The 22665-nt window shown below is 68.3% G+C and carries 17 protein-coding genes; 7 read left to right on the top strand and 10 right to left on the bottom strand.

Annotation, left to right across the window (positions count from 1 at the left end; genetic code table 11):
• Positions 1-41: 41 nt before the first annotated feature.
• Complete coding sequence (gene yczE / locus AC1DRE_RS18790; RefSeq protein ID WP_476986032.1) at positions 42-719, top strand: membrane protein YczE; 678 nt, start codon at positions 42-44, stop codon at positions 717-719.
• A 24-nt stretch (positions 720-743) separates the two neighbouring features.
• Here yczE and AC1DRE_RS18785 read toward each other — a convergent pair whose 3' ends face one another.
• From AC1DRE_RS18785 to AC1DRE_RS18755, 7 genes are all read right to left on the bottom strand, one after another.
• Positions 744-1595 carry an Fpg/Nei family DNA glycosylase gene (locus tag AC1DRE_RS18785; RefSeq protein WP_476986031.1) on the bottom strand — a complete coding sequence of 284 codons (852 nt, stop codon included), beginning with the start codon at positions 1593-1595 and terminating at the stop codon, positions 744-746.
• Positions 1588-6597: a DNA glycosylase AlkZ-like family protein gene (locus AC1DRE_RS18780; RefSeq protein WP_476986030.1), complete on the bottom strand. Its 5010-nt coding sequence runs from the start codon at positions 6595-6597 to the stop codon at positions 1588-1590. Before AC1DRE_RS18780 ends, AC1DRE_RS18785 begins: the two co-directional genes overlap by 8 nt.
• A 188-nt stretch (positions 6598-6785) precedes the next feature.
• Complete coding sequence (locus tag AC1DRE_RS18775; protein WP_476986029.1) at positions 6786-8294, bottom strand: FAD-dependent oxidoreductase; 1509 nt, start codon at positions 8292-8294, stop codon at positions 6786-6788.
• Positions 8295-8419: 125 nt separating this feature from the next.
• Positions 8420-9052, bottom strand: coding sequence for a DUF4232 domain-containing protein (locus AC1DRE_RS18770; RefSeq protein ID WP_476986028.1), 633 nt, complete (start codon positions 9050-9052; stop codon positions 8420-8422).
• A gap of 100 nt (positions 9053-9152) precedes the next feature.
• A complete protein-coding gene (locus AC1DRE_RS18765) occupies positions 9153-9962 on the bottom strand; it encodes a YcnI family copper-binding membrane protein (RefSeq protein WP_476986027.1) in 810 nt (269 codons plus the stop codon).
• Between the two features lie 135 nt (positions 9963-10097).
• Positions 10098-10730 carry a hypothetical protein gene (locus AC1DRE_RS18760; protein ID WP_476986026.1) on the bottom strand — a complete coding sequence of 211 codons (633 nt, stop codon included), beginning with the start codon at positions 10728-10730 and terminating at the stop codon, positions 10098-10100.
• Between the two features lie 190 nt (positions 10731-10920).
• Positions 10921-11139, bottom strand: a complete 219-nt coding sequence (locus tag AC1DRE_RS18755) for a hypothetical protein (RefSeq protein WP_476986025.1) — start codon at positions 11137-11139, stop codon at positions 10921-10923.
• A 225-nt stretch (positions 11140-11364) separates the two neighbouring features.
• Here AC1DRE_RS18755 and AC1DRE_RS18750 point away from each other — a divergent pair, with 225 nt between their 5' ends.
• Entirely contained in the window at positions 11365-11715 is a 351-nt protein-coding gene (locus AC1DRE_RS18750; RefSeq protein WP_476986024.1) for a hypothetical protein, read from the top strand.
• 115 nt (positions 11716-11830) lie between these two features.
• Here AC1DRE_RS18750 and AC1DRE_RS18745 read toward each other — a convergent pair whose 3' ends face one another.
• Positions 11831-13204, bottom strand: coding sequence for an aminotransferase class III-fold pyridoxal phosphate-dependent enzyme (locus tag AC1DRE_RS18745; protein WP_476986023.1), 1374 nt, complete (start codon positions 13202-13204; stop codon positions 11831-11833).
• 26 nt (positions 13205-13230) lie between these two features.
• Complete coding sequence (locus AC1DRE_RS18740; protein WP_476986022.1) at positions 13231-14718, bottom strand: CoA-acylating methylmalonate-semialdehyde dehydrogenase; 1488 nt, start codon at positions 14716-14718, stop codon at positions 13231-13233.
• A gap of 120 nt (positions 14719-14838) precedes the next feature.
• On the opposite strand from AC1DRE_RS18740, the gene AC1DRE_RS18735 reads away from it, so the two are divergent.
• From AC1DRE_RS18735 to AC1DRE_RS18715, 5 genes are all read left to right on the top strand, one after another.
• Entirely contained in the window at positions 14839-16551 is a 1713-nt protein-coding gene (locus AC1DRE_RS18735) for a PucR family transcriptional regulator (RefSeq protein ID WP_476986021.1), read from the top strand.
• A gap of 117 nt (positions 16552-16668) precedes the next feature.
• Positions 16669-17586, top strand: coding sequence for a LysR substrate-binding domain-containing protein (locus tag AC1DRE_RS18730; RefSeq protein ID WP_476986020.1), 918 nt, complete (start codon positions 16669-16671; stop codon positions 17584-17586).
• Positions 17587-17964: 378 nt separating this feature from the next.
• Positions 17965-19323, top strand: a complete 1359-nt coding sequence (locus AC1DRE_RS18725; RefSeq protein ID WP_476986019.1) for an MFS transporter — start codon at positions 17965-17967, stop codon at positions 19321-19323.
• A 44-nt stretch (positions 19324-19367) separates the two neighbouring features.
• Complete coding sequence (locus tag AC1DRE_RS18720) at positions 19368-20600, top strand: M20 family metallo-hydrolase (RefSeq protein WP_476986018.1); 1233 nt, start codon at positions 19368-19370, stop codon at positions 20598-20600.
• Positions 20597-22057, top strand: coding sequence for an amidase (locus tag AC1DRE_RS18715; protein WP_476986017.1), 1461 nt, complete (start codon positions 20597-20599; stop codon positions 22055-22057). Before AC1DRE_RS18720 ends, AC1DRE_RS18715 begins: the two co-directional genes overlap by 4 nt.
• Here the strand turns inward: AC1DRE_RS18715 and AC1DRE_RS18710 are convergent.
• On the bottom strand, positions 22054-22644 hold the full coding sequence (locus AC1DRE_RS18710) for an adenylate kinase (protein ID WP_476986072.1): 591 nt from the start codon (positions 22642-22644) through the stop codon (positions 22054-22056). The genes AC1DRE_RS18715 and AC1DRE_RS18710 overlap by 4 nt on opposite strands.
• Between the last annotated feature and the right edge of the window lie 21 nt (positions 22645-22665).

Here is a 22665-nt window from a genome sequence, read left to right as displayed (position 1 = left end):
GATATGGATTACAAGGCCAGTTTTGACCGAGGATGGATCTCATGATGACCCGCAGACTCCTTCAACTGTTCACCGGCCTGGCCATGTACGGCATATCGCTGGCCATGTTCATCCGTGCCGGACTTGGCCTTGACCCCTGGGATGTTTTCCACCAGGGCGTGGCGGGGAAGACCGGACTTTCCATCGGAGCGGTGGTTGTCATTGTCAGCTTCCTCGTCCTGCTCCTGTGGATTCCGTTGCGGCAGTGGCCCGGATTCGGCACCCTGTGCAACGCCGTCCTGGTGGGTGTTTTCGCGGACGTGGGGCTGGCGCTGATTCCGGAGTTCTCGCACCTGGGCGGCCAGATCGGCATGCTGGCGGCAGCCGTGCTGCTGAACGGGATCGCGTCGGCCTGCTACATCGGAGCCCGGTTCGGCCCCGGCGCCCGCGACGGACTCATGACCGGGCTGGCGCGGCGGACCGGCTGGTCGGTCCGTACCTCGCGGACCGGAATCGAAATCGTCGTTCTGGGCACCGGCTGGCTGCTGGGCGGCTCTGTGGGGGTGGGCACGGTGGTTTACGCCCTGGCCATCGGCCCGCTGGTGCAGCTGCTGTTGCCACGGTTCACCGTGCCGGAGACACGGAAGGCCCGTGCCGGCGCGGGTGGCGCCGCGGGTTCCGACGAAGCCGGCGGACCCGGGGCAGGGGAGCAGTCCCAGGCTACCGTGACGGCCGCCTGAGTGCGGCGCCGGCTCCGCTCTGCGTCAGGCGTTTGTTCCCGGCGTCGGCTGGCATTTCGGGCAGAAGTAGATGTCCCGCTCTTCGGTGCCCGTCCCTCTGCGGGTGTCTCTGGCGAGCACGCCGCGGCGGATCGGCGTCCCGCATTTCAGGCACGGCTGGTGCTCGCGACCGTATACCCAGTATCCCGGCCTTCCGGCCGTCCTGCCCACCGGTGTTCCGCGGGCGTTGAGCACGGTGGTGCGCCGCCCCGGTCCCAGGTTGGCCTCCAGCAATTGCTTGGCATCTGCCATTAGTGCGGGCAGGTCCGTTACCTCGGAGACGGGCGCGGCGGGATGGATGCCGGCAAGGAAGCAGGCCTCGCAGCGGTAGATATTGCCGATGCCGGCCAGGTTGCGCTGGTCCAGGAGGGCCACGCCGATGGGAACGTCGGGCGCAGCGAGCAGCCGCCGTTCCGCCTCGGCTATGTCCCAGTCCGGGCCGAGGAGGTCCGGCCCGAGGTGGCCGACGACGGAGTCCTCGTCAGCGGTGCGGACCACTTCCAGGATGCCGAGGGAAAACCCGACGGCGTCCGCCGTGGCGGTCCGCAGCACGCACCGGGCCGTGAACCCCGGTTTCCGCCAGCGGCCGCCGGGCGGGTAGACCTGCCAGGCGCCTTCCATCTTCAGGTGGGAGTGGATGGTCAGCCGTTCCTCCGCCGGACCCCGGAGCCGCATCAGCAGGTGCTTGCCGCGGGGAACCACCTCGTCCACTGTCCAGCCGTCCAGCTTGAGCGTGGCAAATCTGGGCACCCGGAAGTCGGAGGCCGTGAGTTGCTGTCCGGCCAAAGCGGCGTGCAGTTGCGCCGCCGCCCGCCAGACGGAATCGCCTTCAGGCACGGATTCTCAGTCCCTTCGGAGTGGAATAGGCGCCGGCGTGGGTCAAAGCGGCTGCCGCAGGCGTGTCCAGGATGCCGTGGCCGTTGACCTTCTCCATGATCAGCTTGTCCACCGCGCCGCGCTTCACCACCCCCACCAGGGCTGCCGCCGCTGCGGCGAGTATTTCCGGATCCTCATCGAAGGCAAGCAGTGTCTTGCCGCCGCGCTCCACGTAGAGAACCAGGAACCCGTCGACCATGACCACGAGGGCTCCTGCCTTCCGCCCCGGGCGGTGGCCGCTGCCGGCCTCCACACTGAGCGCGGGCCAGGCCAGCGCCGCGCCGTAGGGATTGGCGGGGTCCGTTGCGGCAAGGGCCAGGGCAACAGGCTCCGGCTTCGCCAGCTGGGTGTCCTCCGTGTAGGACCGTAGCCGGTCCACCGTTGCCGGCACAGCAAACTGGGCGGCGCCGAGGTGCTCGATGAAATAACCCCGGCGGCAGCGTCCGGCTTCCTCCAGCCTGGCGAGGACCTTGTACATCAGCCCAAAGCCGCCCAGGATGTTCTCCGCCATGACTGATCCGCGGGTGACGACGCCGTACCTGTCCAGCAGCAGCTCCGCCGTGGCGCGGGCGTGGATGGTCGGGTCAAGTTCGGGCGACGGCAGGGCAGACCATCGGCCGGCCGCCAGCTGCGGCGTGGCGGCGGCACCGGTGACCGAACCGTAGCGCCCTCCGGTCAGCCCGGGAGATCCCAGCAGGCCGGTGCCGTGGGCGCGTCCCAGCCGGCTCATCCGGGGTGCGCGCGCCCGCGGTGCCCGGGCAACCTGCCGGTGGGCTGTGTGGCCGCCGGCGATCATGGCCCGGACGGGCGCGAACGTATCGCCGGTGATGCGCCCTGCCCACGCCAGGTCCCAGAGCGCGGCCACAACATCCTGGTCGCTCATCACGGCGTCCATGCCGCCCGCGATGTCCGTCAGCTGGCGGAAGAAGTAGCCGCCGCCATTGTTCTGCAGATGGTCCAGCAGCCGCTGCTGGGCGTCCCCGGGCTCGTAGTCAGCCGAGGGGTTCAGGGTGAGTTCGGCCGAGTCCGCGAGGTGCAGGCTCACCCAGCCGTCGTTGCCGGGAAGCGCGCCGGCACCCGACCAGAGGACCTCGCCGGCCGCCATCAGCTCATCCAGCATCGCGGGCTGGTAGTCGGCCACCCGGCTGGCGAGGACAAGCGGTTCCCATGCCGAAGCCGGAACCGGCACGCCGGAGAGCTGATCGACGGCCGTGATGATGCCGTCCAGCCCGCGCAGGGCTGACTGGCCCCGGCCGCGTCCCGGGATGCGGACATTCTGCCAGGCCGGAAGGAACCGGCCGTACGCCGCCATATCCACGGGCTCCACTTCGGCACGCAGCGCCGCCAGCGACCGGCGGCGCAGTTTTCGCAGCACCTCGGCGTCACACCACTCACTGGTGCCGGCAAGTGTCACCACGGATGATGCGGATGGGGCCTGGGCAACAGCGTCCCCCGTTTCCGGGTGGTCGGAGGCGGCCGCCTGTTCGGGCGGCACGGAATGCGGGCGGAACTCGCCTTCCACCACGCGGCCGTCCGCGGCGAGCCTCTTGAGCGCAGTGCTGACGACGGCGACGCCGAGTCCCAGCCTTGCCGCGGCTTCAGCTGCCGTGAAGGGTCCGTGGGTGCGGGCGTAGCGGGAGACGAGGTCGCCGAGGGGGTCAGCCACCGGTTCGATGAACGCCAGCGGCACCCCCATGGGCAGGGGCACTCCGATCGCATCCCGCAGGCGGGCGGCATCTTCCACGGCGGCGAAGCGCTCGGCACCGCCAATGTTCACCCGGAGTGCGCGGTTGGCCCGCTGCAGTGCGGTGAGGTGCGTGACGGCGTCAGCCACCGGGGCCGGCTCAACCACCAAGGGTTCCGCCGGCTCAGCCACCGCGGCGGGCGCGGCCACCGGGGCGGCGGGTTCCAGCCGTGCGGCCACTTCGTCTGGGGTCAGCGGACCGAGCATGCGCAGCAGGTCCGCGACGCCCTCCATCCCGCGCACCCGGCGGTCCGGCGCGAGCCGCTGCAGCTCCCGTTCGGTGGCCTCGATGACCTTGGCATCGAGCAGTTCGCGCAGCTCCACCCGGCCCAGGAGCTCATTCAGCAGGGTTGAATCCAGGGCCAGCGCGGCAGCCCGGCGCTCCGCAAGGGGTGAGTCGCCTTCATAGAGGAACTGCGCGACGTAGCCGAACAGCAGCGACTTCGCGAACGGGGAGGGCTGCTGCGTGGTGGTCTGGAGGATCCGCAATTCACGCCGCTCGATGGATGCTGCAATGTCCTTCAGCGCCGGGAGATCGTAGACGTCCTGCAGGCATTCACGCACGGTTTCCAGCACGATGGGAAACGCCGGATACTTCCGCGCCACGTCCAGCAACTGCGCGGACCGTTGGCGCTGCTGCCACAACGGTTGCCGCTTTCCCGGGTTTTGCCGGGGCAGCAGCAGCGCCCGGGCGGCACACTCACGGAAACGCGAGGCAAAGAGGGCGCTGCCACCCACCTCGGCCGTGACGATCTGCTCCAGTTCCTCGGGTTCGAACAGGAACAGCTCGGCACCCGGCGGTTCGTCCTCCATCATGGGCACCCGCAGCACGATGCCGTCGTCCGCGGCCATCGCGGAGCCGTCCATCCCGTAGCGCTGGTGGAGCCGCTGGCCGACGGCGAGGGCCCAGGGCGCGTGCACGGGCAGGCCGAAGGGGCTGTGCAGGACCACCCGCCAATCGCCCAGTTCGTCGTGGAACCGCTCCACCACGAGCGTGGTGTCGCTGGGGACCACTTCGGTGGCCAGCTTCTGTTCGGCCAAATACTGGATCAGGTTGTTCGCGGCAAAGTCGTCAAGTCCGCTGGCCTTGCACCGCTCCGTGGCCGGTCCGACGTCGGACGCGGACAGTTCACGCACGAAGGCGCCCAGGGCGCGGCCCAGGTCCACCGGCCGGCCCAGCGAATCACCCTTCCAGAAGGGGAGCTTTCCGGGTTGGCCGAAGGCCGGGGACACCAGGACGCGGTCGTGCGTGATGTCCTCGATCTTCCAGCTGGTGGCTCCGAGGGCGAAGATGTCGCCCACCCGGGATTCGTAGACCATCTCCTCGTCGAGTTCACCCACGCGCCGGCCGCCCTTGGCGGCGGAGGCCCCGGGACTGGCAGCCTTGCCCTCGCTGGAAGGCGAGGCTGAGCCTTCCACCTCGGTGCCGATGATGTAGACGCCAAAGAGCCCGCGGTCCGGAATGGTGCCGCCGGACGTCACGGCCAGCCGCTGCGCCCCGGGGCGGCCCTCGATGGTGCCGGCGTTCCGGTCCCAGATGATTCTGGGCCGGAGCTCGGCGAATTCGTCGGACGGATACCGGCCAGCCAGCAGGTCCAGCGTGGCCTCGAACGCGGACCGGGGGAGGGACGCGAACGGCGCGGACCGGCGGACCGTGGAGAACCATTCCTCCACGTCGATGGAACCCAGGGCCGTGGCCGCCACCGTCTGCTGCGCCAGGATGTCCAGCGGGTTGGCGGGAACGCTGAGCCGCTCGATCTTGCCGCCGAGCATCCGCTCCACGGTGATGGCCGTGTGCACGAGGTCGGCGCGGTGTTTGGGGAACAGGACACCCTGGGAGACTTCTCCCACCTGGTGCCCGGCGCGGCCCACCCGCTGCAGCCCGCTGGCCACGGATGGCGGCGACTCCACCTGGACCACCAGGTCCACAGCGCCCATGTCGATTCCGAGCTCCAGGGAGGAGGTGGCGACAACGCACCGCAGCCGGCCCGACTTCAGGTCGTCCTCAATCAGTGCGCGCTGGTCCTTCGATACGGAGCCGTGGTGGGCCCGCGCCAGCACGGGATCGGCGCCAGCGGTGCTGCCCGCCTGCGCCATCATGTGGGCCGGCGTCGCCGTCGACGCCGGTATGCCGGCGCCCGTGGCCGACCCCGCCGACGGCATGGGGGACGGTATTGCTGACGGCGAGAATTCGAAGTCCGGCGCCCCGGCGCCGAATTCGCCCCAGCCTCCGCCCGCGGCCACCAGTTGGCGTTCGGCATAAATTTCATTGAGGCGTGCGGTCAGGCGTTCTGCGAGACGGCGCGAGTTGGCGAACACGATGGTGGACTGGTTGGCCATCACCAGGTCGACGATCTTCTCTTCCACATGCGGCCAAATGGAGGCCTGCGGCTGCAGCCCTGAGGCAGGCCCGGAGTCGAAGGCGCCGGCAGCCCCCTGAAGGTCGGACATGTCCTCCACCGGAACGGAAACTGTCAGGTCCCAGTTCTTTTTTGACGGCGGGGCCACGATTTCCACCGGGGCGGAGCCGGCAAGGAACTGGGCCACGAGTTCGCGGGGCTCCACAGTGGCCGAGAGGCCGATCCGCTGCGCGGGTTTGGGCAGCAGCGCATCCAGCCGTTCCAGCGACACGGCCAGGTGCGCGCCGCGCTTGGTGCCGGCGACGGCGTGGACCTCGTCCACGATGATGGTGTCCACCTCGGCCAGGGTTTCCCGCGCCCGGGACGTGAGCATAAGGAACAGGGACTCCGGGGTGGTGATGAGGATGTCCGGCGGGTGGGAGAGCAGCGCGCGGCGGTCCGCCGTCGTCGTATCCCCCGAACGGACCCCCACGGTGATCAGCGGGGCGGGCAGGCCCAGCCGTTTGGCTGTCTGGGTGATGCCGATCAGCGGCGCGCGAAGGTTGCGCTCGACGTCGACGCCGAGCGCCTTAAGCGGCGATATGTACAGGACGCGGGTGTTGCGCCTGGGCGCCTTCGGTTTCCTGCCTTTGGCACCCGGGTTCAGGCCGGGCAGTGCTTCCGGCTCGGTGGGAGCGGACGCCTGGAGGCGATCGAGCGCCCAGAGGAATGCTGCGAGCGTTTTGCCGGAGCCCGTCGGGGCAACCACCAGCGCATGGGAGCCGGACGAAATAGCGTCCCAGGCCCCGTTTTGTGCGGGTGTGGGTGCGGAAAACGCACCGAGGAACCACTCCCTGGTGGACTGGCTGAACCTGTCCATGGTCCGCCCGGAAGAAGTCCCTCCGGCTGGCGTACCCGATGGTGTGCCGCCTGGTTGTTTTTCGCCTGATTGATTTTTGCCTGACGGCCCGCCGGCGGCGTCCTTCCCCTGCATTCCTCCATCATGCCCTACCGCACTGACACTATTGCCGGCGCTCCCGGCGGGTTCCGGCGAGGACCCCCGCGGGGTCAGTCAATCTGGCGCAGATCGCGGGTGGCCGGACCTTCCAGCACCGTCCCGGTGCTGCTGAAGCGGGAACCGTGGAGCGGGCAGTCCCAGGATTTTTCGCTGTCGTTCCAGCGCACAATCCCGCCCAGATGGGTGCAGACGGCCGACAGCTGGCAGCGGGTGCCGTCGACGGTGGACACGGCCACGGGCTTCCGGCCGCGGCGGAACACCAGGCCTGCCCCCTCCGGCGGCTGCTCCCGGGACTCGTCCAAGCGCTTGAGTCCCACCTGTGCCCAATCCCTGGCCAGCGTGGCGGCCACCGCCGCATTGAGGGTTGCTGCCGAGGCGGCTCCGGCCGGGGACGTGACCCGGTGGTGGATGACGCCGGCCCAGGGGAGCCGGGTGCCGAGAATGTCGGCCGTGATGTCCAGGGCGGCGGCCACGGAGTTGGCCATGCCCCATTTGTTGTACCCCGTGGCGAAATAGACCCGGCCCAGCCCCCGCGGCAGCTTGCCGAAGAAAGGCATCAGGTTGGTGGCCTGGTAGTCCTGGGCGGACCAGGAGTGGGTGAGGCTGGCGCCAGGGAATTTCGCCGTTGTCCAGTCCACCAGCGTGTCGAGGTAGGTCTGCGTTGACCTGGCACGGCCCACCGGATGCCCGTTTCCTCCCACCAGGAGGAGCCGGCGCCCGTCGGCGGGATAATCGCGCAGGGACCGGATCGGCTGCTCGACGGACAGGAACATACCGTCCGGGACGGCGGTTGCCCCGGGCAATTCGAAGGCTGCCGCGTAGGACCGCAGCGGCTTGAGCTTGGCGAAATAGAGCCCCCGGTCGAGGACCGGTGTCCCCGTGGCCAGCACCACGTCCCGGGCACGCACTGGTCCGTGGTCTGTTTGGACCTCCAATTCCGCACCCCGGAGCGCGCCAAGTCCCCGGAATCCGTTCAGCCGCACGCCGGAAACGATCTGACCGCCGTGCGAGCGGACGTCATCCACCAGGGCGTCGATGACCTCCATAGGGTGGATCTGGGCCTGCCGGCCCAGGCGGAGCGCCCCATTGACGGGAAAAGGGAGCCCGGGTTCCCGGACATACTCCACAGCAAGTCCGGCGGCCTGGGCAACCGCCATTTCCTTACGGAGGATGTCGGTGCCGTCTTCAGAAGTGGCGTACGTATAGGCATCCCGGCGCTGGAACGCCACTCCCCGGTCCTCGAGGTACCGCAGCAGCCAGGCCTGCCCTTCGCGGTTCATCTCGACGTAGGCATCCACCACCTTCTGCGAATACTGGTTCCTCAGCGCGGACAGCACAGTGCCCTGCAGCAGGGAGACCTTTGCCGTGGTGTTGCCGGTGGTCACGGCGCCCGGGCTCCTGGCTTCGAGGACCAGCACGTTCTTGCCTGACCGGGCGAGGAGCAGGGCCGTCACCAGCCCGGTCAGCCCGGCCCCCGCCACCACCGTGTCAAACGCGCTGCGGGGATGGAACTGGTCGCTGCGGAACGTGCGGGTGCGGTCCAACCACAACGAGGTCATCGGCCGGCCTGCCTTTCCTCAGTCCCATGGCATCACCGTCGGGACTCCGAAAGAGTTCGTAAGTCGACTTATCATGTCATGGGCTGCGTGACCGGGGAACAGGGCCGGGCGGCTACCTCGAATTCCTACATGGCGTGGAACGCTCCGATGGTCAGCAGCTCGATCTCGTCGTTGGCGCAGGCGTTCCGGGGCTCGGCCAGGAACAATGAGGCGGTGTCCTCAGGCGGATAGATCCGGTAGCCCGCAGCCTGCGTTGCGGTGCAGTCCGGGTAATTGCCCGCCTGCGTGTAGCGCATCTCCGCGGCTCCGGCCTGGCCGGGGGCCAGTAGCACGTCTGCAACGGGCGACGCCCCGTCCTGCCGGGCCGGTGCCCCGATGGGTGCCCCGGTGGCGTCCGCGGTGAGGGAGACACCTGGGAAGCCCCTCAGGAGGCAGGGTTCTGCGCCGGAGTTGGTAAGGATGAGCTTGGAGTAGACGCTGCCGGCGGCGCCCCCGCCGGTGGAATCCTCCGTCACCGTCAGGTTCGCGGCCTTGCACAGCGCGGGCCCAGCGGGTGCGGGGGCCGACGACGGCGGCATGCTGCTGGGCGCCTGGCTTGTGGCCGGCGCGGAGGAGCCGGACGGAGTGCTGGAAGTGGATGCCGGCCCCGAAGTCCCCTGGGACTGGGGCTGGCTGGGCCCGCATGCTGTGAGCAGGAGGGCGGCGGCCGCGACCGCCGTCGTGATGACAAGACCGTTTTTAATTGGCTGAGACCTCATGGCTCAACCTTCATGCCCGCGGTTGCCTGAGTCAACGATGCCACGACCGCTGCCGCGGATTGATGCCCGGATTGTGATTTCCGGGCATCAATCCCGCGTACTACTTCCCGGACCTGGAATCAGTCGGTTCGGAAGCGCCGGGTTCGGAAGTGGCTGCTGCGACAGGGGCTGCGGCGGACTTGCCGTTCCTGCTGCGCATCAGTGCCACCCCGCCGAGGGCAAGTCCGCCGAGGCCTGCTACGAGGCCCGCCCAGCTACGCGCCTGCGAGCCGTCGTCCGCCCCCGCGTCCGATACGGATGAGGCGTGGGCCGCGGCCTCCGGCGTTTCTGACGCCGACCCATGGCTGTCCGCGGCGGCAGCCGTGACGGTGAGCGACGGGGCCGGCGCTTCGAGGGAGTGCGGGTCCTGGCCGTCCTTGGCGATCTCGGACCAGTCCGTCTGCCCCTGCTCACAGTTCTGCAGGGTGGGGAAATGGAGGGTCTTGCCGGCGGCGTCGGGCAGCTTGACGGAGAGCACCAGCGCGTCCCGGAGTTCGGGGTCCAACGGTGCCTTGGCGGTGTACACGATCTGGCTGGTCCGCTTGGTGATGGTGGCGCCGTCCGCGAGCTTCTTCGGTTCCGGCAGCTGTTCCGCAACCTTCTCCACGGTCCAGTTCGGGTTGACCGTGGGCTGGGCGTCGTTGAGTTCCTCGGGGAGCGTGATGGTCACCTTGGTGGTGCCTGAGTCGTCGCAGCCATGCGGAATGCCGAAGGTGAGCAGCGCGTAGGAGTTGGCGTCGGTCTTGTCCGGGGTGACGCCGACGTGCGCGGATGCAGCCGTGACTCCGGCCAGCATGAGTGCCGCGGTGCCGCCGGCCACGGCTGTTGCGGAGAGGGTACGGCGGAAGGACTTGGGTGATGACTTTTTCAAAAGAGGCCTTTCAAAGGTGCACGGGGCCAGTGGCGGTGCACAAAACTGTGGAGGGGCGTCCGGTGCCGCGGCAAGGGGCCGCTGGAACTGCCGGGAGCGGCGGTTCGGCGGGCAGGCCGGAGCCAGGAAAAGGTGTCAGGAAAGTACGACGGCGGCAGGCGGGCCCCGCCTGCAGTCCGGCCTGAGGTTGCGCCAGGGTAGCGGCGCGGAATCCGCCGGCCAGCCGCCGGCCTCAGGTGCCGCAGCGACGTCGGGCATTGCCGCTTGGGGAAGTTGAACGAGGGGCCGGAGCCACGCGGCGAGGGACCAGAGGGCGTCCTCGCCCTTGGCGAGCAGCAGCGCGCAGGCGAGGGTGGCCAGGGCATGCCCGGCCAGCATCAGGGAGGCGGCCAAAGGGGAATCGGCCTGGTGCACGTGGGTGGCGCCGGCGGTTTCCAGCGGGAATCCGGCCAGTGACGGGGCCGCCGGGTGATGCCCCGGTACATTTGCATGCACGGTCCCGGAGGGGGAGCTAAAGGCGCTGAAGGCCTCGTGCAGGACAAGCTGACCGGCTCCCAGGAGCGCGGCCATCGCGGGAAAATTCAGTCTGAGGCGGGTGGCCGCGGTGGCCACCATGCCGGTGAGCGCCAGGACGGCCAGCATGATGCCCGGAACCGGCAGTTCGCCGCCGCCAACCACGTGGGCGGCCGCGCCGAGAGTCACAATCATGGCGGCAACCATGGCAGCTCGGAGGGAATGGAAAGGAATCCGGGCGTGGTGAGTGCGCACGGAGTCCTCCCTCAGGCTGGTTCGTTGCCGGCTGCGATCCGCGCGCTCCGGGATACCGGCATTGGTGCGGGAGGAGGCTTGCGGATCCCTGCAATTCTAGCGGGGATATGAGTTCCGTTCGGCTAGTCCGTTTCCGGCCCCGAGCAGTAGTGGCAGTCCTCTTCACAAAGTGCGTCGTCGGCTGCCGCGGTCACATGCTGCTCCCGGCGAGCTGGAAGCCGTCTTCGACGTGGAAGAGCCGCCTACGGCCAAGGCTCGACTTGATCCAGACAATGTCACCGGCTGCGGTGCGGTCATCCACCTGACCGGTGAATTCGATTCGCCCGTTCCGGCTCAGCTGCACGCTGTCCCCAATCTGCACGTCGTCCCAGCCCGGTCCGCTGCCAACCCAATTCGTTTGTGACGTCACAATGTTCCTCGATGCCCGTTCCTAGAAGCCTGCTTGATTCCCCTGCGGCAACTGGTGTGTCAGCGCCGACATGATTCATCTAAGCGGGTGGCCGGGACGGCTTTCAATGGATGAAGTGATGATGGTGCCGCAAAGTATTGTGCAGCCGTCCAGCGTGGTCTATGCGGCATCCGTGCCCCGCCCTAGACTGCTGGCATAAGCTGCCATCCACCTTTAGGAGAGATCATGGACTACTCAGGGACCGGCAACGAGAAAGCAGTGGCCGCAGGCGAGCTCAACCGGACGCACATCGGGCAAACCGTCAGCTTTCAGCCGGACGAGTTCACGCTGGTGTTCGGCCGGATCGGCGCCATTGCACGCAAGGAAGGCGGCGTGACCGTCGCGCTGGAGGGCGTTGACGGCGCCGGAGGGCTGCCGTCGCATTACAGCCTGCCGCCGACGCAGAATGTCTACGTCCAGCCGGACATGCTTACCAACACGGAATCCACCATCAAGGATCTGTTCGGCAAGGTCCAGGACAACCTGCGCGGCCACAGGCCGGACCAGCGCCCGGACCAGCGGCCGGACGCTCCGTAGCCCGGACCTTGACCCGGCGCTCCGTAGCCGGCGGTTTGCCGCCCAAAGGTCAGCAGCCGGGCACCGGATCCCCACGTGCAGGGTATCCGTAGCCCGGCGGTTGCGGGGGGAGCGGTCAGGCGATGGCCTGATCGGCGATTTCCAGGACTTCGTCGAGGATAGCCAGGCCGGCCTCGGTGTCCTGCACGCTGGTGTTGCAGGGCGGGACCACATGGATCCGGTTGAAGTTGGCGAACGGCAGCAGGCCCTTGGATTTGCACGCCGCGACTAGCTCGTTCATCACCGGGCTGGAGCCGCCATAGGGCGCCAGCGGCTCCCGTGTCGTCCGGTCCCTGACGAGCTCGATGGCCCAGAACACGCCGGTGCCGCGGACCTCGCCTACTGACGCGTGCCGTTCGGCAAAGCCGGCCAGCGCGGGGCCGATGACGGTTTCGCCCAGGAACGCGGCGTGTTCCACAATGCCTTCGCGTTCCATGGCGTTGATCGTGGCGACGGCGGCTGCCGTGGCCAGCGGGTGTCCGGAGTAGGTGAGGCCGCCGGGGTAGACGCGTTTCCCGAAGGTCGCGGCGATTTCGGGGCTGATGGCCACACCGCCGAGCGGGACGTAGCCGGAGTTGACGCCTTTTGCGAAGGTCAGCAGGTCCGGAACGACGTCGAAATGCTCGACGGCGAACCACTTGCCCGTGCGTCCGAAGCCGGCCATGACCTCGTCCGCGATGAAGACGATGCCGTGCCTGGTGCACAGTTCCCGGACGCCCTGCAGGTAGCCGGGCGGTGGCATGTAGATGCCGGCGGTCCCGGGAACGGATTCCAGGATCAGCGCCGCGATGGTGGCGGGGCCCTCGAGGCTGATCAGCTGCTCGAGGTGCTCCAGGGCGCGCTGGCTTTCCTCCTCTTCGGTGCTGGAGTGGAACGCCGTGCGGTAGAGGTAGGGCGGGAAGAAGTGGACGGTGCCCGTGCTGCCGGTGTCGCTGGGCCACCGGCGGGGGTCGCCGGTGAGGTTGACCGCGAGCTGGGTGCCGCCGTGGTATGAGCGGTAGGCGGAGAGGACCTTGTGGCGGCCGGTGTGGAGCCGGGCCATCCTGACGGCGTGTTCGTTGGCGTCGGCGCCGCCGTTGGTGAAGAAGATCCGGTCCAGTTCCCCCGGCGTGCGGTCAGCGATCAGCCGCGCGGCTTCCGACCGGGCATCGTTGACATAGCTCGGGGCGATGGTGCACAGCTTTGCAGCCTGCGCGGCGATCGCAGCGACGACGGCGGGGTGCTGGTGGCCGATGTTGGTGTTGACCAGCTGGGAGGAGAAGTCGAGGTACTTGTTGCCGTCGCCGTCCCACACGTGGGAGCCCTCGGCCGCGGTGATGACCATCGGATCCAGGAGGTCCTGGGCGGACCAGGAGTGGAAGACGTGCTTGCGGTCCAGCTCGTAGGCGCGGCGGGCGGCGTCGCGTTCAGCCTGGCCGAAGGCCGGAACGGATTCAAGGATGGAAGTCATGACTGTTCCTTTCGAAGGAGCGCCGGTCAGGCGTTCTGCGGGAAGCCGAGGTTGATGCCGCCGTGGCTGGGATCGAGCCAGCGGGAGGTGACGGCCTTGCCGCGGGTGAAGAAGCCGACGCCCTCGGTGCCGTGGGCGTGGGTGTCGCCGAACAGTGAGTTCTTCCAGCCGCCGAACGAGTAGTACGCCATCGGGACAGGGACAGGGACGTTGATGCCCACCATGCCCACCTCCACTTCGTTCTCGAAGCGGCGGGCCGCGCCGCCGTCGTTCGTGAAGATCGCGGTGCCGTTGCCGTACGGGTTGGTGTTGATCAGCTCGAGTGCGTGGTCATAGGTGTCCACGCGGACCACGGACAGGACGGGGCCGAAGATCTCGTCCTGGTAGATGGACATGTCGGTGGTGACGTTGTCGAAAAGGGTGGGGCCGACGAAGAAGCCGTCACCTTCGGCGTCCGGGGAGATGGTCCGGCCGTCGACGACGATCGTGGCGCCGGCCACTTCGCCGGCGTCCACGTAGCCGGCGACCTTGTCCCGGTGCTGGGCCGTGACGAGGGGGCCCATGTCGCAGCCGCGCAGGCCGTCGCCGGTGCGCAGGGAGTTGGCGCGCTGGGCAATCTTGGCCACAAGTTCGTCGGCGATGTCGCCCACGGCCAGCAGGGCGGAGATCGCCATGCAGCGCTCGCCGGCCGAACCGAAGCCTGCGTTGACCGCGGCGTCCGCGGCGAGGTCCAGGTCGGCGTCCGGCAACACGATCATGTGGTTCTTGGCGCCGCCGAGGGCCTGGACACGCTTACCGTGGGCCGTCGCGGTCTGGTAGACGTACTTGGCGATCGGGGTGGAGCCCACGAAGGAAACGGCCTTGACGTCAGGGTGGGTGAGGAGGGCGTCCACGGCAACCTTGTCGCCGTGCAGGACGTTGAAGACGCCGTCCGGCAGCCCGGCTTCCTTCCACAGCTCTGCCATCCAGTTGGCGGCCGTCGGATCCTTTTCGCTCGGCTTGATGATCACGGTGTTGCCGGCGGCGATGGCGAGCGGGAAGAACCACATGGGAACCATGGCCGGGAAGTTGAACGGGCTGATGATGGCAACCGGTCCGAGGGCCTGGCGGATGGAGTGGACGTCAACCTTCGTGGAGGCGTTTTCGGTGTAGCTGCCCTTGAGCAGGTGCGGGATGCCGCAGGCGAACTCGACCACTTCCTGGCCGCGGGTCACCTCGCCCAGGGCATCGTCGAGGACCTTGCCGTGCTCCGAGGTGATGATGGCGGCGAGCTCGTCCTTGCGGGAGTTGAGCAGCTCGCGGAAAGCGAAGAGGACCTGCGAGCGGCGGGCGAGGGACGTGTCACGCCAGGCCGGGAAGGCTGCCTTCGCGGCGGCGATCGCGGCGTTGCTGTCCTCGGTGCTGGCCAGTGCCACCTGGGCGGTGACTTTTCCGGTGGCGGGGTTGGTGACGGGCGCCGTGCGCTCGCTGGCCGGGACGTAGCTGCCGTTGATCCAGTGCTCGACGATGTTCAAGGAATCTCCTTAGATGTGGCTTGTGGTCGCTTCATGCGTTGCGTCCAGTCTGTCGCCGGAGGACCGCGGCCATAAGGGGCGATGTGTAAAGGAAAATGTGGCCGGCATTACACTGTGTAAATGCTGCCAACCCTCCGCACCATTCTTGGCCTCCCCGTGCTTCGCGCTGCCTCGCCGCAGATTCTCGGCGGCGAGGCTGGCGGCGCCGCCGAGGGCGGCCCTGCCGGCCTTGATGCGCCGGTCCGCTGGGTCCACGTCAGCGAGCTGCTGGACATTTCCAGCCTTCTCTCCGGCGGCGAGCTGGTGCTCACCACCGGATTGGAGCTGGAGAAGAAACCGGAAGCTACCGCATCGTTCATCCGGTCCCTCGAGGAATCCTCGGCCGCCGGGCTGATCGTGGAACTGGTGGGGGAGCGGGACCGCAGCCTGGCCGCGCTGCAGGCGGCGGCGAAGTCATGCACGCTGCCGGTGATCGTGGTGCAGCGGCGGGTGCGCTTCGTCGAGGTCACGGAGGTGGTGCACCGGATGATCGTGGCGGAGCAGCTTGAGCGCGTGGAACGCGCCCGTGATGTCCACGAGGCCTTCACGGTCCTCAGCCTGGAAAGTGCCGGAACGGAGCGGGTGGTGGAGCAGGCCGCCGGGATGATCGGAGCGCCGGTGGTGCTGGAGGATCTGTCCCATCTGGTCCTCGCCTTCTCGGCGCAGGGCCTGGCCACAACAGAGCTGCTGCGTGACTGGGAGCGCCGCTCCCGGACCACGCCGTCCTCCGCGAGAACGGTGCGCACCGGCCCGGAGGACTGGCTGCAGGTTCCGGTGGGTGTCCGGGAGCAGCTGTGGGGACGGCTGGTCCTTCCGGTAACCCCGGACGACGAGGAAACCGCGGCCATGGTGCTTGAGCGCGCGGCGCAGACCCTCGCGATCAACCGCCTCGCCGAGCGGGACCGGCGCGAGCTCAGCCAGCAGGCCCAGGCCGGGCTGCTCAACGAACTCCGCCACCCCCGGGGGCTCAGCGAGGCGGAGGCACTGGCGCGCGCCGGAGCCCTGGGGCTGAAGCGCTCGCCGTTCTATCTGCCGATCGTGTACCGCACCGGCGCCTCGGCGCAGGCTGCGCCGACGTCCGACGGCGCACAGTCCCGCGATCCGCTGGCCGGCCAACAGGAGGAACGCGCCCTCCTGGAACTGCTGGCCAAGGTGGTGAAATCCACGGCGGGCAGCGCGCTGACTGCCAGTATCCAGTCCGGATCGGTGGGCATGATCCTCGCCCTCCCGGCGAGGCAGCTCGAGGACGCCTCGCTGCAGCGGCTGGCGGACGCGCTGGCGGTGCAGGCCGGCGCCGGTACACAGGCAGCGGACGACGGCGCCACCCGCCTGAAGGAGGCGGCGGCACCGGCCTGGACCATCGGCGTCGGACGTCCGCGGGGTTCCCTGCTGGAGGCGGCGGCCGGCATTGATGAGGCTGCCCACGTGGCCGAAACGGCGGCGACGCTGCGCGGTGCCGGAAAGCCGTTCTACCGGGCCACCGACATCCGGCTGCGGGGGCTGCTGGCGCTCCTGCGCAACGATCCGCGCGTGCAGCAGTTTGTGGAGTCCGAACTGGAAAGCCTGCTGCAGGCCGAGGCCCGGGGGAAACGCGGGTACCTTGACCTGCTGGGCCAGTACCTCGAATCCGGCGGAAACAAGGCGGCGCTGGCACGGAGCGGCTATTTGAGCCGCCCCACGCTCTACGCCCGGCTGGCCCGGTTGGAGGAGCTCCTGGCGGTGGACCTGGACGACGCCGAATCCCGGACGTCGCTGCACGTTGCCCTCCTGCTGCACAGGCTCCGGACGCTGTGAACCTCACCATGAGGAGTTTTTGTCCAGATAACGCGACTTCCGCGCCCCTTTGGCCGCGTTATCTGGACAAAAACTCCTCCGAAGGCGGCCGATGCCGCAGAATGCGAACATTGACGGATGGCTAAGCCCTTTACCCTGACCCAGCTGCGGTATTTTGCGGTGGTAGCGGAGCTCGAGAACATGACGGCGGCCGCAGACCGACTGCTTGTTACCCAGTCCACCCTGTCCACCGCAATGGCCCAGCTTGAGGCCAGTCTGTCCACGCAGCTGTTCGTGCGGCTCAGGACGCGCGGCCTGCGCCTCACGCCGTCCGGCCGGCAGCTTGCCCAGGACATCAAGGTACTGCTGGAACACGCCGATTCCCTGTACGAATCTGCCCGGGGCCTGTCCGCCAGCCTGGTGGGCGAGCTCAAGGTGGGCGTGTTTGCGCCGCTGGCACCGTTCAGGCTTCCGGCCATCCTCCAGACCTTCGAGGTGCAGCACCCCGGCGTTGAGGTCTCGTTCCTCGAAGCCGACCTGGCCAGCCTCCAGACCGCCCTGCTGGAGGGCCAGTGCGACGTCGCGCTCATGTACGGCCTGGGCCTCGGGCGCGGCTTCACCTACAAGGTGCTGGAGCGCGTCCCTCCTCACGTGCTGGTTCACGCCGAGCATCCGGCGGCCGCCCGCCCGGACCGGACCATCGCCTTGAAGGATCTCGATGGCGAACCCGCCGTGGTGCTGGACCTGCCGCACAGCAGGGAGTACTACGAGCAGCTCTACGCCCTGGCCGGTCAGGTGCCCAATGTCCGGCACCGGTTTGCCGGCTATGAAACCGTCCGGTCGTTTGTGGCCAAGGGGCACGGCTACGCGGTGCTGAACCAGCGGCTCCACAGCGACATGACCTATTCCGGTGCCAGCGTGGTGGCCTTGACGCTGACGGACAATTTTCCGCCGATCGAGGTGATGCTGGTCCGCCCAGAGGGTGTGCAGCCGACGCGGCGGGCCCTCGCCTTCGAGGAAACCTGCATCCGCCTCTACGGGGCGTCGCGCAACTGACACGGGGCGTCGTGCCTGACCGATGCCGCCGAAGACGGCCGCGAGCTCGAATTGTGGCATTGACAAAATCGATCGATTCCCCAAAAACAATCAATTGGACAGATGTGAACGGGGTCACACACTGTTAATGCAACCGGGTGGATCAGGGGATCCTCCAGCGGCGAAAACGCTGCAAACACGGCTTGGGCCGACCCCGCCCAGCGAGCTGACCATGTTGATCAAAGGAGATTCAATGGTTCCGAATCACACAGAATGTGTCCGACGCATGTCCGGACCGGCGTATCGCGGCAACAGCGCGGCAACGTCCTTAAAAAATTCTTCAAATGCCCGTAACGCGGCATCGGGTACCGGAAACACGGCAAACCTAGCGTGGCTCTCATGACCATCAACGACATCAAGAACCAGTCCGGCCCCGGCGCTGCGACCCTCGAGAAGGACGCCGCCCGCCCAGGAGCCGCAGAGCCGGGCACCACCAAGATGCAGAAGCGCGTCCTGCTGGGTGGAAGCATCGGCCAGTTCATCGAGTTCTACGACTTCACCCTCTACGGCCTTACTGCCGTGATCTTCTCGCAGCTGTTCTTCCCCGGCAGCAACCCCGTCGCTGCCTTGCTGGCCACCTTCGCCACGTTTGGCGTCGCTTTCGTGATCCGCCCCATCGGCGGCCTGTTCTTCGGGGCGCTCGGCGACAGGATCGGCCGGCGGCGCGTCCTGACCATCACCCTGGTTGCCATCGGCGGTGCCACCGCCCTGATGGGGCTCCTGCCCACCTACGGCCAGATCGGCGCCTGGGCCCCTGCACTCCTTGTGCTCTGCCGCCTCATCCAGGGCTTCTCGGCCGGCGGTGAATCCGTCGGTGCGCCGTCATTCGTCTTCGAGCACGCCCCGGTCAACAAGCGCGGCTTCTGGCTCAACATCACCATCGCCGCCACCGCCCTGCCCTCCGTGGTTGCGGGCACCATGATCCTGGTCCTCAGCCAGTCGATGCCCAACGAAGCCTTTATGGCCTGGGGCTGGCGCCTGCCGTTCCTGCTCGCCCTGCCGCTGGCCCTGTTCGGGGTATGGATCCGCAGCCGCACGGTGGAAAGCGACGCGTTCAACGAGGCCAAGGCAGCCCGGACCAAGGAATTCAGCCCCGTCCGCGAGGCCTTCCGCGAGAACCGCCTCCGCATGGTGCAGGTCATCTTCGTGATGGGCCTGACAGCCATGGGCTTCTACTTCCTCTCGGCCTACTTCGTCTCCTACGTGCAGACCACCGGCCACCTCAGCCGCGAACAGTCGCTGATGGTGAACGCCGCAGCATTGGCCCTCTACGCCATCCTCCTGCCGATCGGCGGCCGCCTCGGGGACCGCTTCGGCCGCAAGCCGATGCTCATCGCCGGTTCCCTCGCCCTCGCCGTGCTGTCCGTGCCGAGCTTCATGCTGGTCACCAGCGGCAGCCTGCCGCTGGCGCTGCTGGGACAGTCCCTGTTCGTGGTGGCGCTCTGCATCTACGGCGGCGGCTGCTACACCTTCTTCGTCGAGATCTTCACCACCCGCACCCGCTTCACCTCAGCGGCCATCAGCTACAACGGCGCCTACGCCCTCTTCGGCGGCACCGCCCCGTTCATCGGCACCGCCCTCGTTGGAGGAACCGGTGTGCCGCACGCGCCGGGCTTCTACATGGCGGCCGCTGCCGCCGTCGTACTCCTCCTGGTGCTGTTCACCAAGGTGCCCGAGACCCGCGGACGCATGGGCTAAGCCCGCCGCCTGCCCTCTTCACAGCAATACACAAAGGACTTCCCATGAATGCAGCAGCTTTCCTCTCCGACTTCCACCACGTGGCCACCATCGGCGCCACACCCAACAGCGGCGTTGACCGCCAGGCGGCCACCGCCGAGGATGCGCAGACGCGCGACTGGTTCGCCGCCTGGGTGCACGACGCCGGCTGGGAACTCCGGGTGGACGGCATCGGCAACATGTTCGGGCTGCTGGAGTGGACTCCCGGCGCACCGTACGTGCTGATCGGATCGCACCTGGACAGCCAGCCGCTGGGCGGCCGTTTCGACGGCGCCTACGGCGTGATCGCGGCACTGCATGCGGCACGCCGGCTCGGTGCCGAGGTTGCTGAGGGCGGAGCAGCGCCCCGTTTCAACCTTGCGGTGGTGAACTGGTTCAACGAGGAGGGCGGACGGTTCGCGCCGAGCATCATGGGAAGTTCGGTCTTCGCCGGCCTGCTGGAGCGGGAACGGATGCTCGATGTCCGGGACCTGCAGGGCGTCACGGTCCGTGAAGCCCTGGACGGCATCGGATACCTGGGCGCCGCCGAGGGCCCGGACGTGGCGGGCTACGCGGAAATCCACATTGAGCAGGGCCGGATCCTCGAACGGGAAGGCATCAACATCGGCCTGGTGGACAGCAGCTGGTACACGCAGAAGCTGGACATCGAGGTGCTCGGGGAGCAGTCCCACACCGGCGCCACCGCCATGGCGGACAGGCATGACGCCCTGGTGGCGGCGTCGAAGATCATCCTGATGGTGCACGACGTCACCGGCGACTTCGGGGACGAGGCACTGGTTTCCTCCGTGGGCCAGCTGACCCTGGAACCGAACTCCCCGATCGTGGTGGCACGCAGGGTGCACCTCGTGGCGGACCTGCGCTCGGGCGATCCGGAGATCGTCACGGCCGCCCGGGCCACCCTGCTGGAGAAGATCGACGTGCTGGCCCGCAAACACGACATCAAGGTCAACGTGAAGGACTTCGACATCCGGCCCATCCGCCGCTTCCCCGAGGCCGGCCTGGAACTGGCGGACAAGGTCGCAGCCAACCTGGGACTCTCCGCCCGGCGGATCCAGACCATGGCCGGCCACGACTCCGTGGCAATGAACACGGTGGCGCCGTCCGTCATGCTGTTCATTCCCAGCGTGGACGGCGTCTCGCACTGCGAACGTGAATTCACTTCCGACGCCGACATGGTGGCAGGTGTGGACATGCTGACCGGTGTGGCCCGCGAGCTCGTCTGCGGGGCGCTCGCATGACGGAGCTGCACTACCTCGACGCCGCCACGGCACTGCGGCTCTTCCGCACCCGGGAGCTTTCCCCGGTGGAGCTGATGGAAGCCGTGATTGCGCGGACAGAGGCCGTCAACGGGGAAATCAACGCCCTGACCGAAACGCTCTTCGAGGAAGCGCTGCCCGCGGCCCGCCTGGCGGCCGCCAAGTACGCCCGCGGAAGGGACCTCACCCCGCTGCTGGGCCTCCCGGTGGCCGCCAAGGAAAAGCACGGGCTCAAAGGCCGGACCCTCTCGCAGGGACTCGTGGCCCGGAAGGACGAGCTGGCGGCGGAGGACCACCCGGCCATCGGCCGGATCCGGCGTGCGGGCGGCATCATCCACGCCCGCACCACCACCCCCGAATACAGCTGTGCGACGGTCACACACAGTCCGCTGTGGGGAGTCACCCGGAACCCGTGGAACCTGCAGTTCTCGCCCGGGGGATCCTCGGGTGGTTCCGGGGCCGCTCTGGCCGCCGGGCTGGCTCCGCTGGCTACAGCCTCGGACATCGCCGGCTCCACCAGGCTGCCGGCGTCGTTTACGGGAACGGTGGGCTACAAGGCGCCGTACGGGAGGATCCCCGGCCTGGCACCGCTCTCCGCCGACCACTACCGCGGCGACGGGCCAATGGCCCGGACCGTGGCGGACACCGCCCTGCTGGCCAACGTCATGGCCGGACGGCACCCGGGGGACCATACCTCGCTCGCGGACGCTCCCGGGATTGGGGTTCCGGGACTGGAGATTCACGACGGCGGGGGTTCCGTCGCAGCGGCAACCGTCGCGGGGATGCGGATCGCCTTGTGTATCCGGCTGGGCAACTACCCGGTAGCGCCCGACGTCGAGGCCAACACCCGCGCGGTCGCTGCGGCCTTGCGGGACGCCGGGGCCGTTGTCCAGGAGGTCGAACTCCCGTGGACCACGGAGTCCATCAGCCGCACGATGTTCACGCACTTCGGCTACCTGCTGGGCCCGGCCATGGAGGACGAGACCGAGGGCTCAACCGAACTCCTGGCCCCCTACACCCGCCGCTTCATGGAGGATGCCAGGCGGGCAGCCGAGGAGAACCGCTTTGTTGACGGCATCCGGGCCGAGACCCGGCTACAGGCCGAGCTGGCTGCCGCCATGGCCGGCTTCGACGCCCTGATCTGTCCCGCGTCCGCCGTCGCGGCACTGGATGCGGGCGGCATGTACCTTGACGGGATCGACGCCGGCGGGCACCAGCTCGAGCACTACTGGCAGGGCCACATGACGGCACCGTTCAACATCGCCAACCGCTGCCCGGTGCTGGCCGTTCCCAGCGGCATGGCGGACTGCGGGATTCCCACGGGCGTGCAGATCGTCGGGCACCCGTACGACGACGCCGCGGTGTTCACAGTGGGCGCGGCCGTAGAGGCGCTGCGGCCTTGGACCGCACGGCGGCCGGGCCTCCTGGCGATGGCCTAAGGGGTTGAATCGGGCACAGCCGAGGGGAAGGACTCCCGGAGTGCTGCGAGCAGCTGGCCGAAAACATCGTCTTCCGTGCCCATGCCGTCGACGCTGAGCAGGATCCCGCGCCGTGAGTATGCCGAGGCCACCGGCTCGGTTTCGCGGTAATAGAGTTCCAGGCGGTGCCGGATCACGTCCTCGGTATCGTCGCTGCGCCCGGTCAGGGTGGCGCGGTGGAGCACCCGGCGGACCAGTTCGGTATCGTCGGCCGTCAGTTGGAGTGCAACGTCCAGTGCCTGCCCGTTGGCGGCAAGGATCGTGTCAAGCTCGGCCTGCTGCGCGGCGTTGCGTGGATACCCATCCAGGAGGAACCCGTCCCGGACGTCATCCTCGTTCAGGCGGTCCCGCACCATGCGGTTGGTCAGGCTGTCCGGAACGAAATCGCCGGCGTCCAGATGCGCCACGACGTCACGGCCCAGTGGCGTCAGGTTCTTCACATGCTCCCGGAAGACATCCCCGGTGGACACCCCGTTAACGCCAAGATGCCGGGACAAACGTTCGGCCTGGGTGCCCTTGCCGCAGCCCGGAGGGCCCATGATCAGCATTCGCATCGGTGAGACCACTCC

Source organism: Arthrobacter sp. P4_H3, from assembly GCF_056400885.1.
Note: the sequence above shows the minus strand (reverse complement) of the source record. Positions and strands in the feature narration are given on the sequence as shown.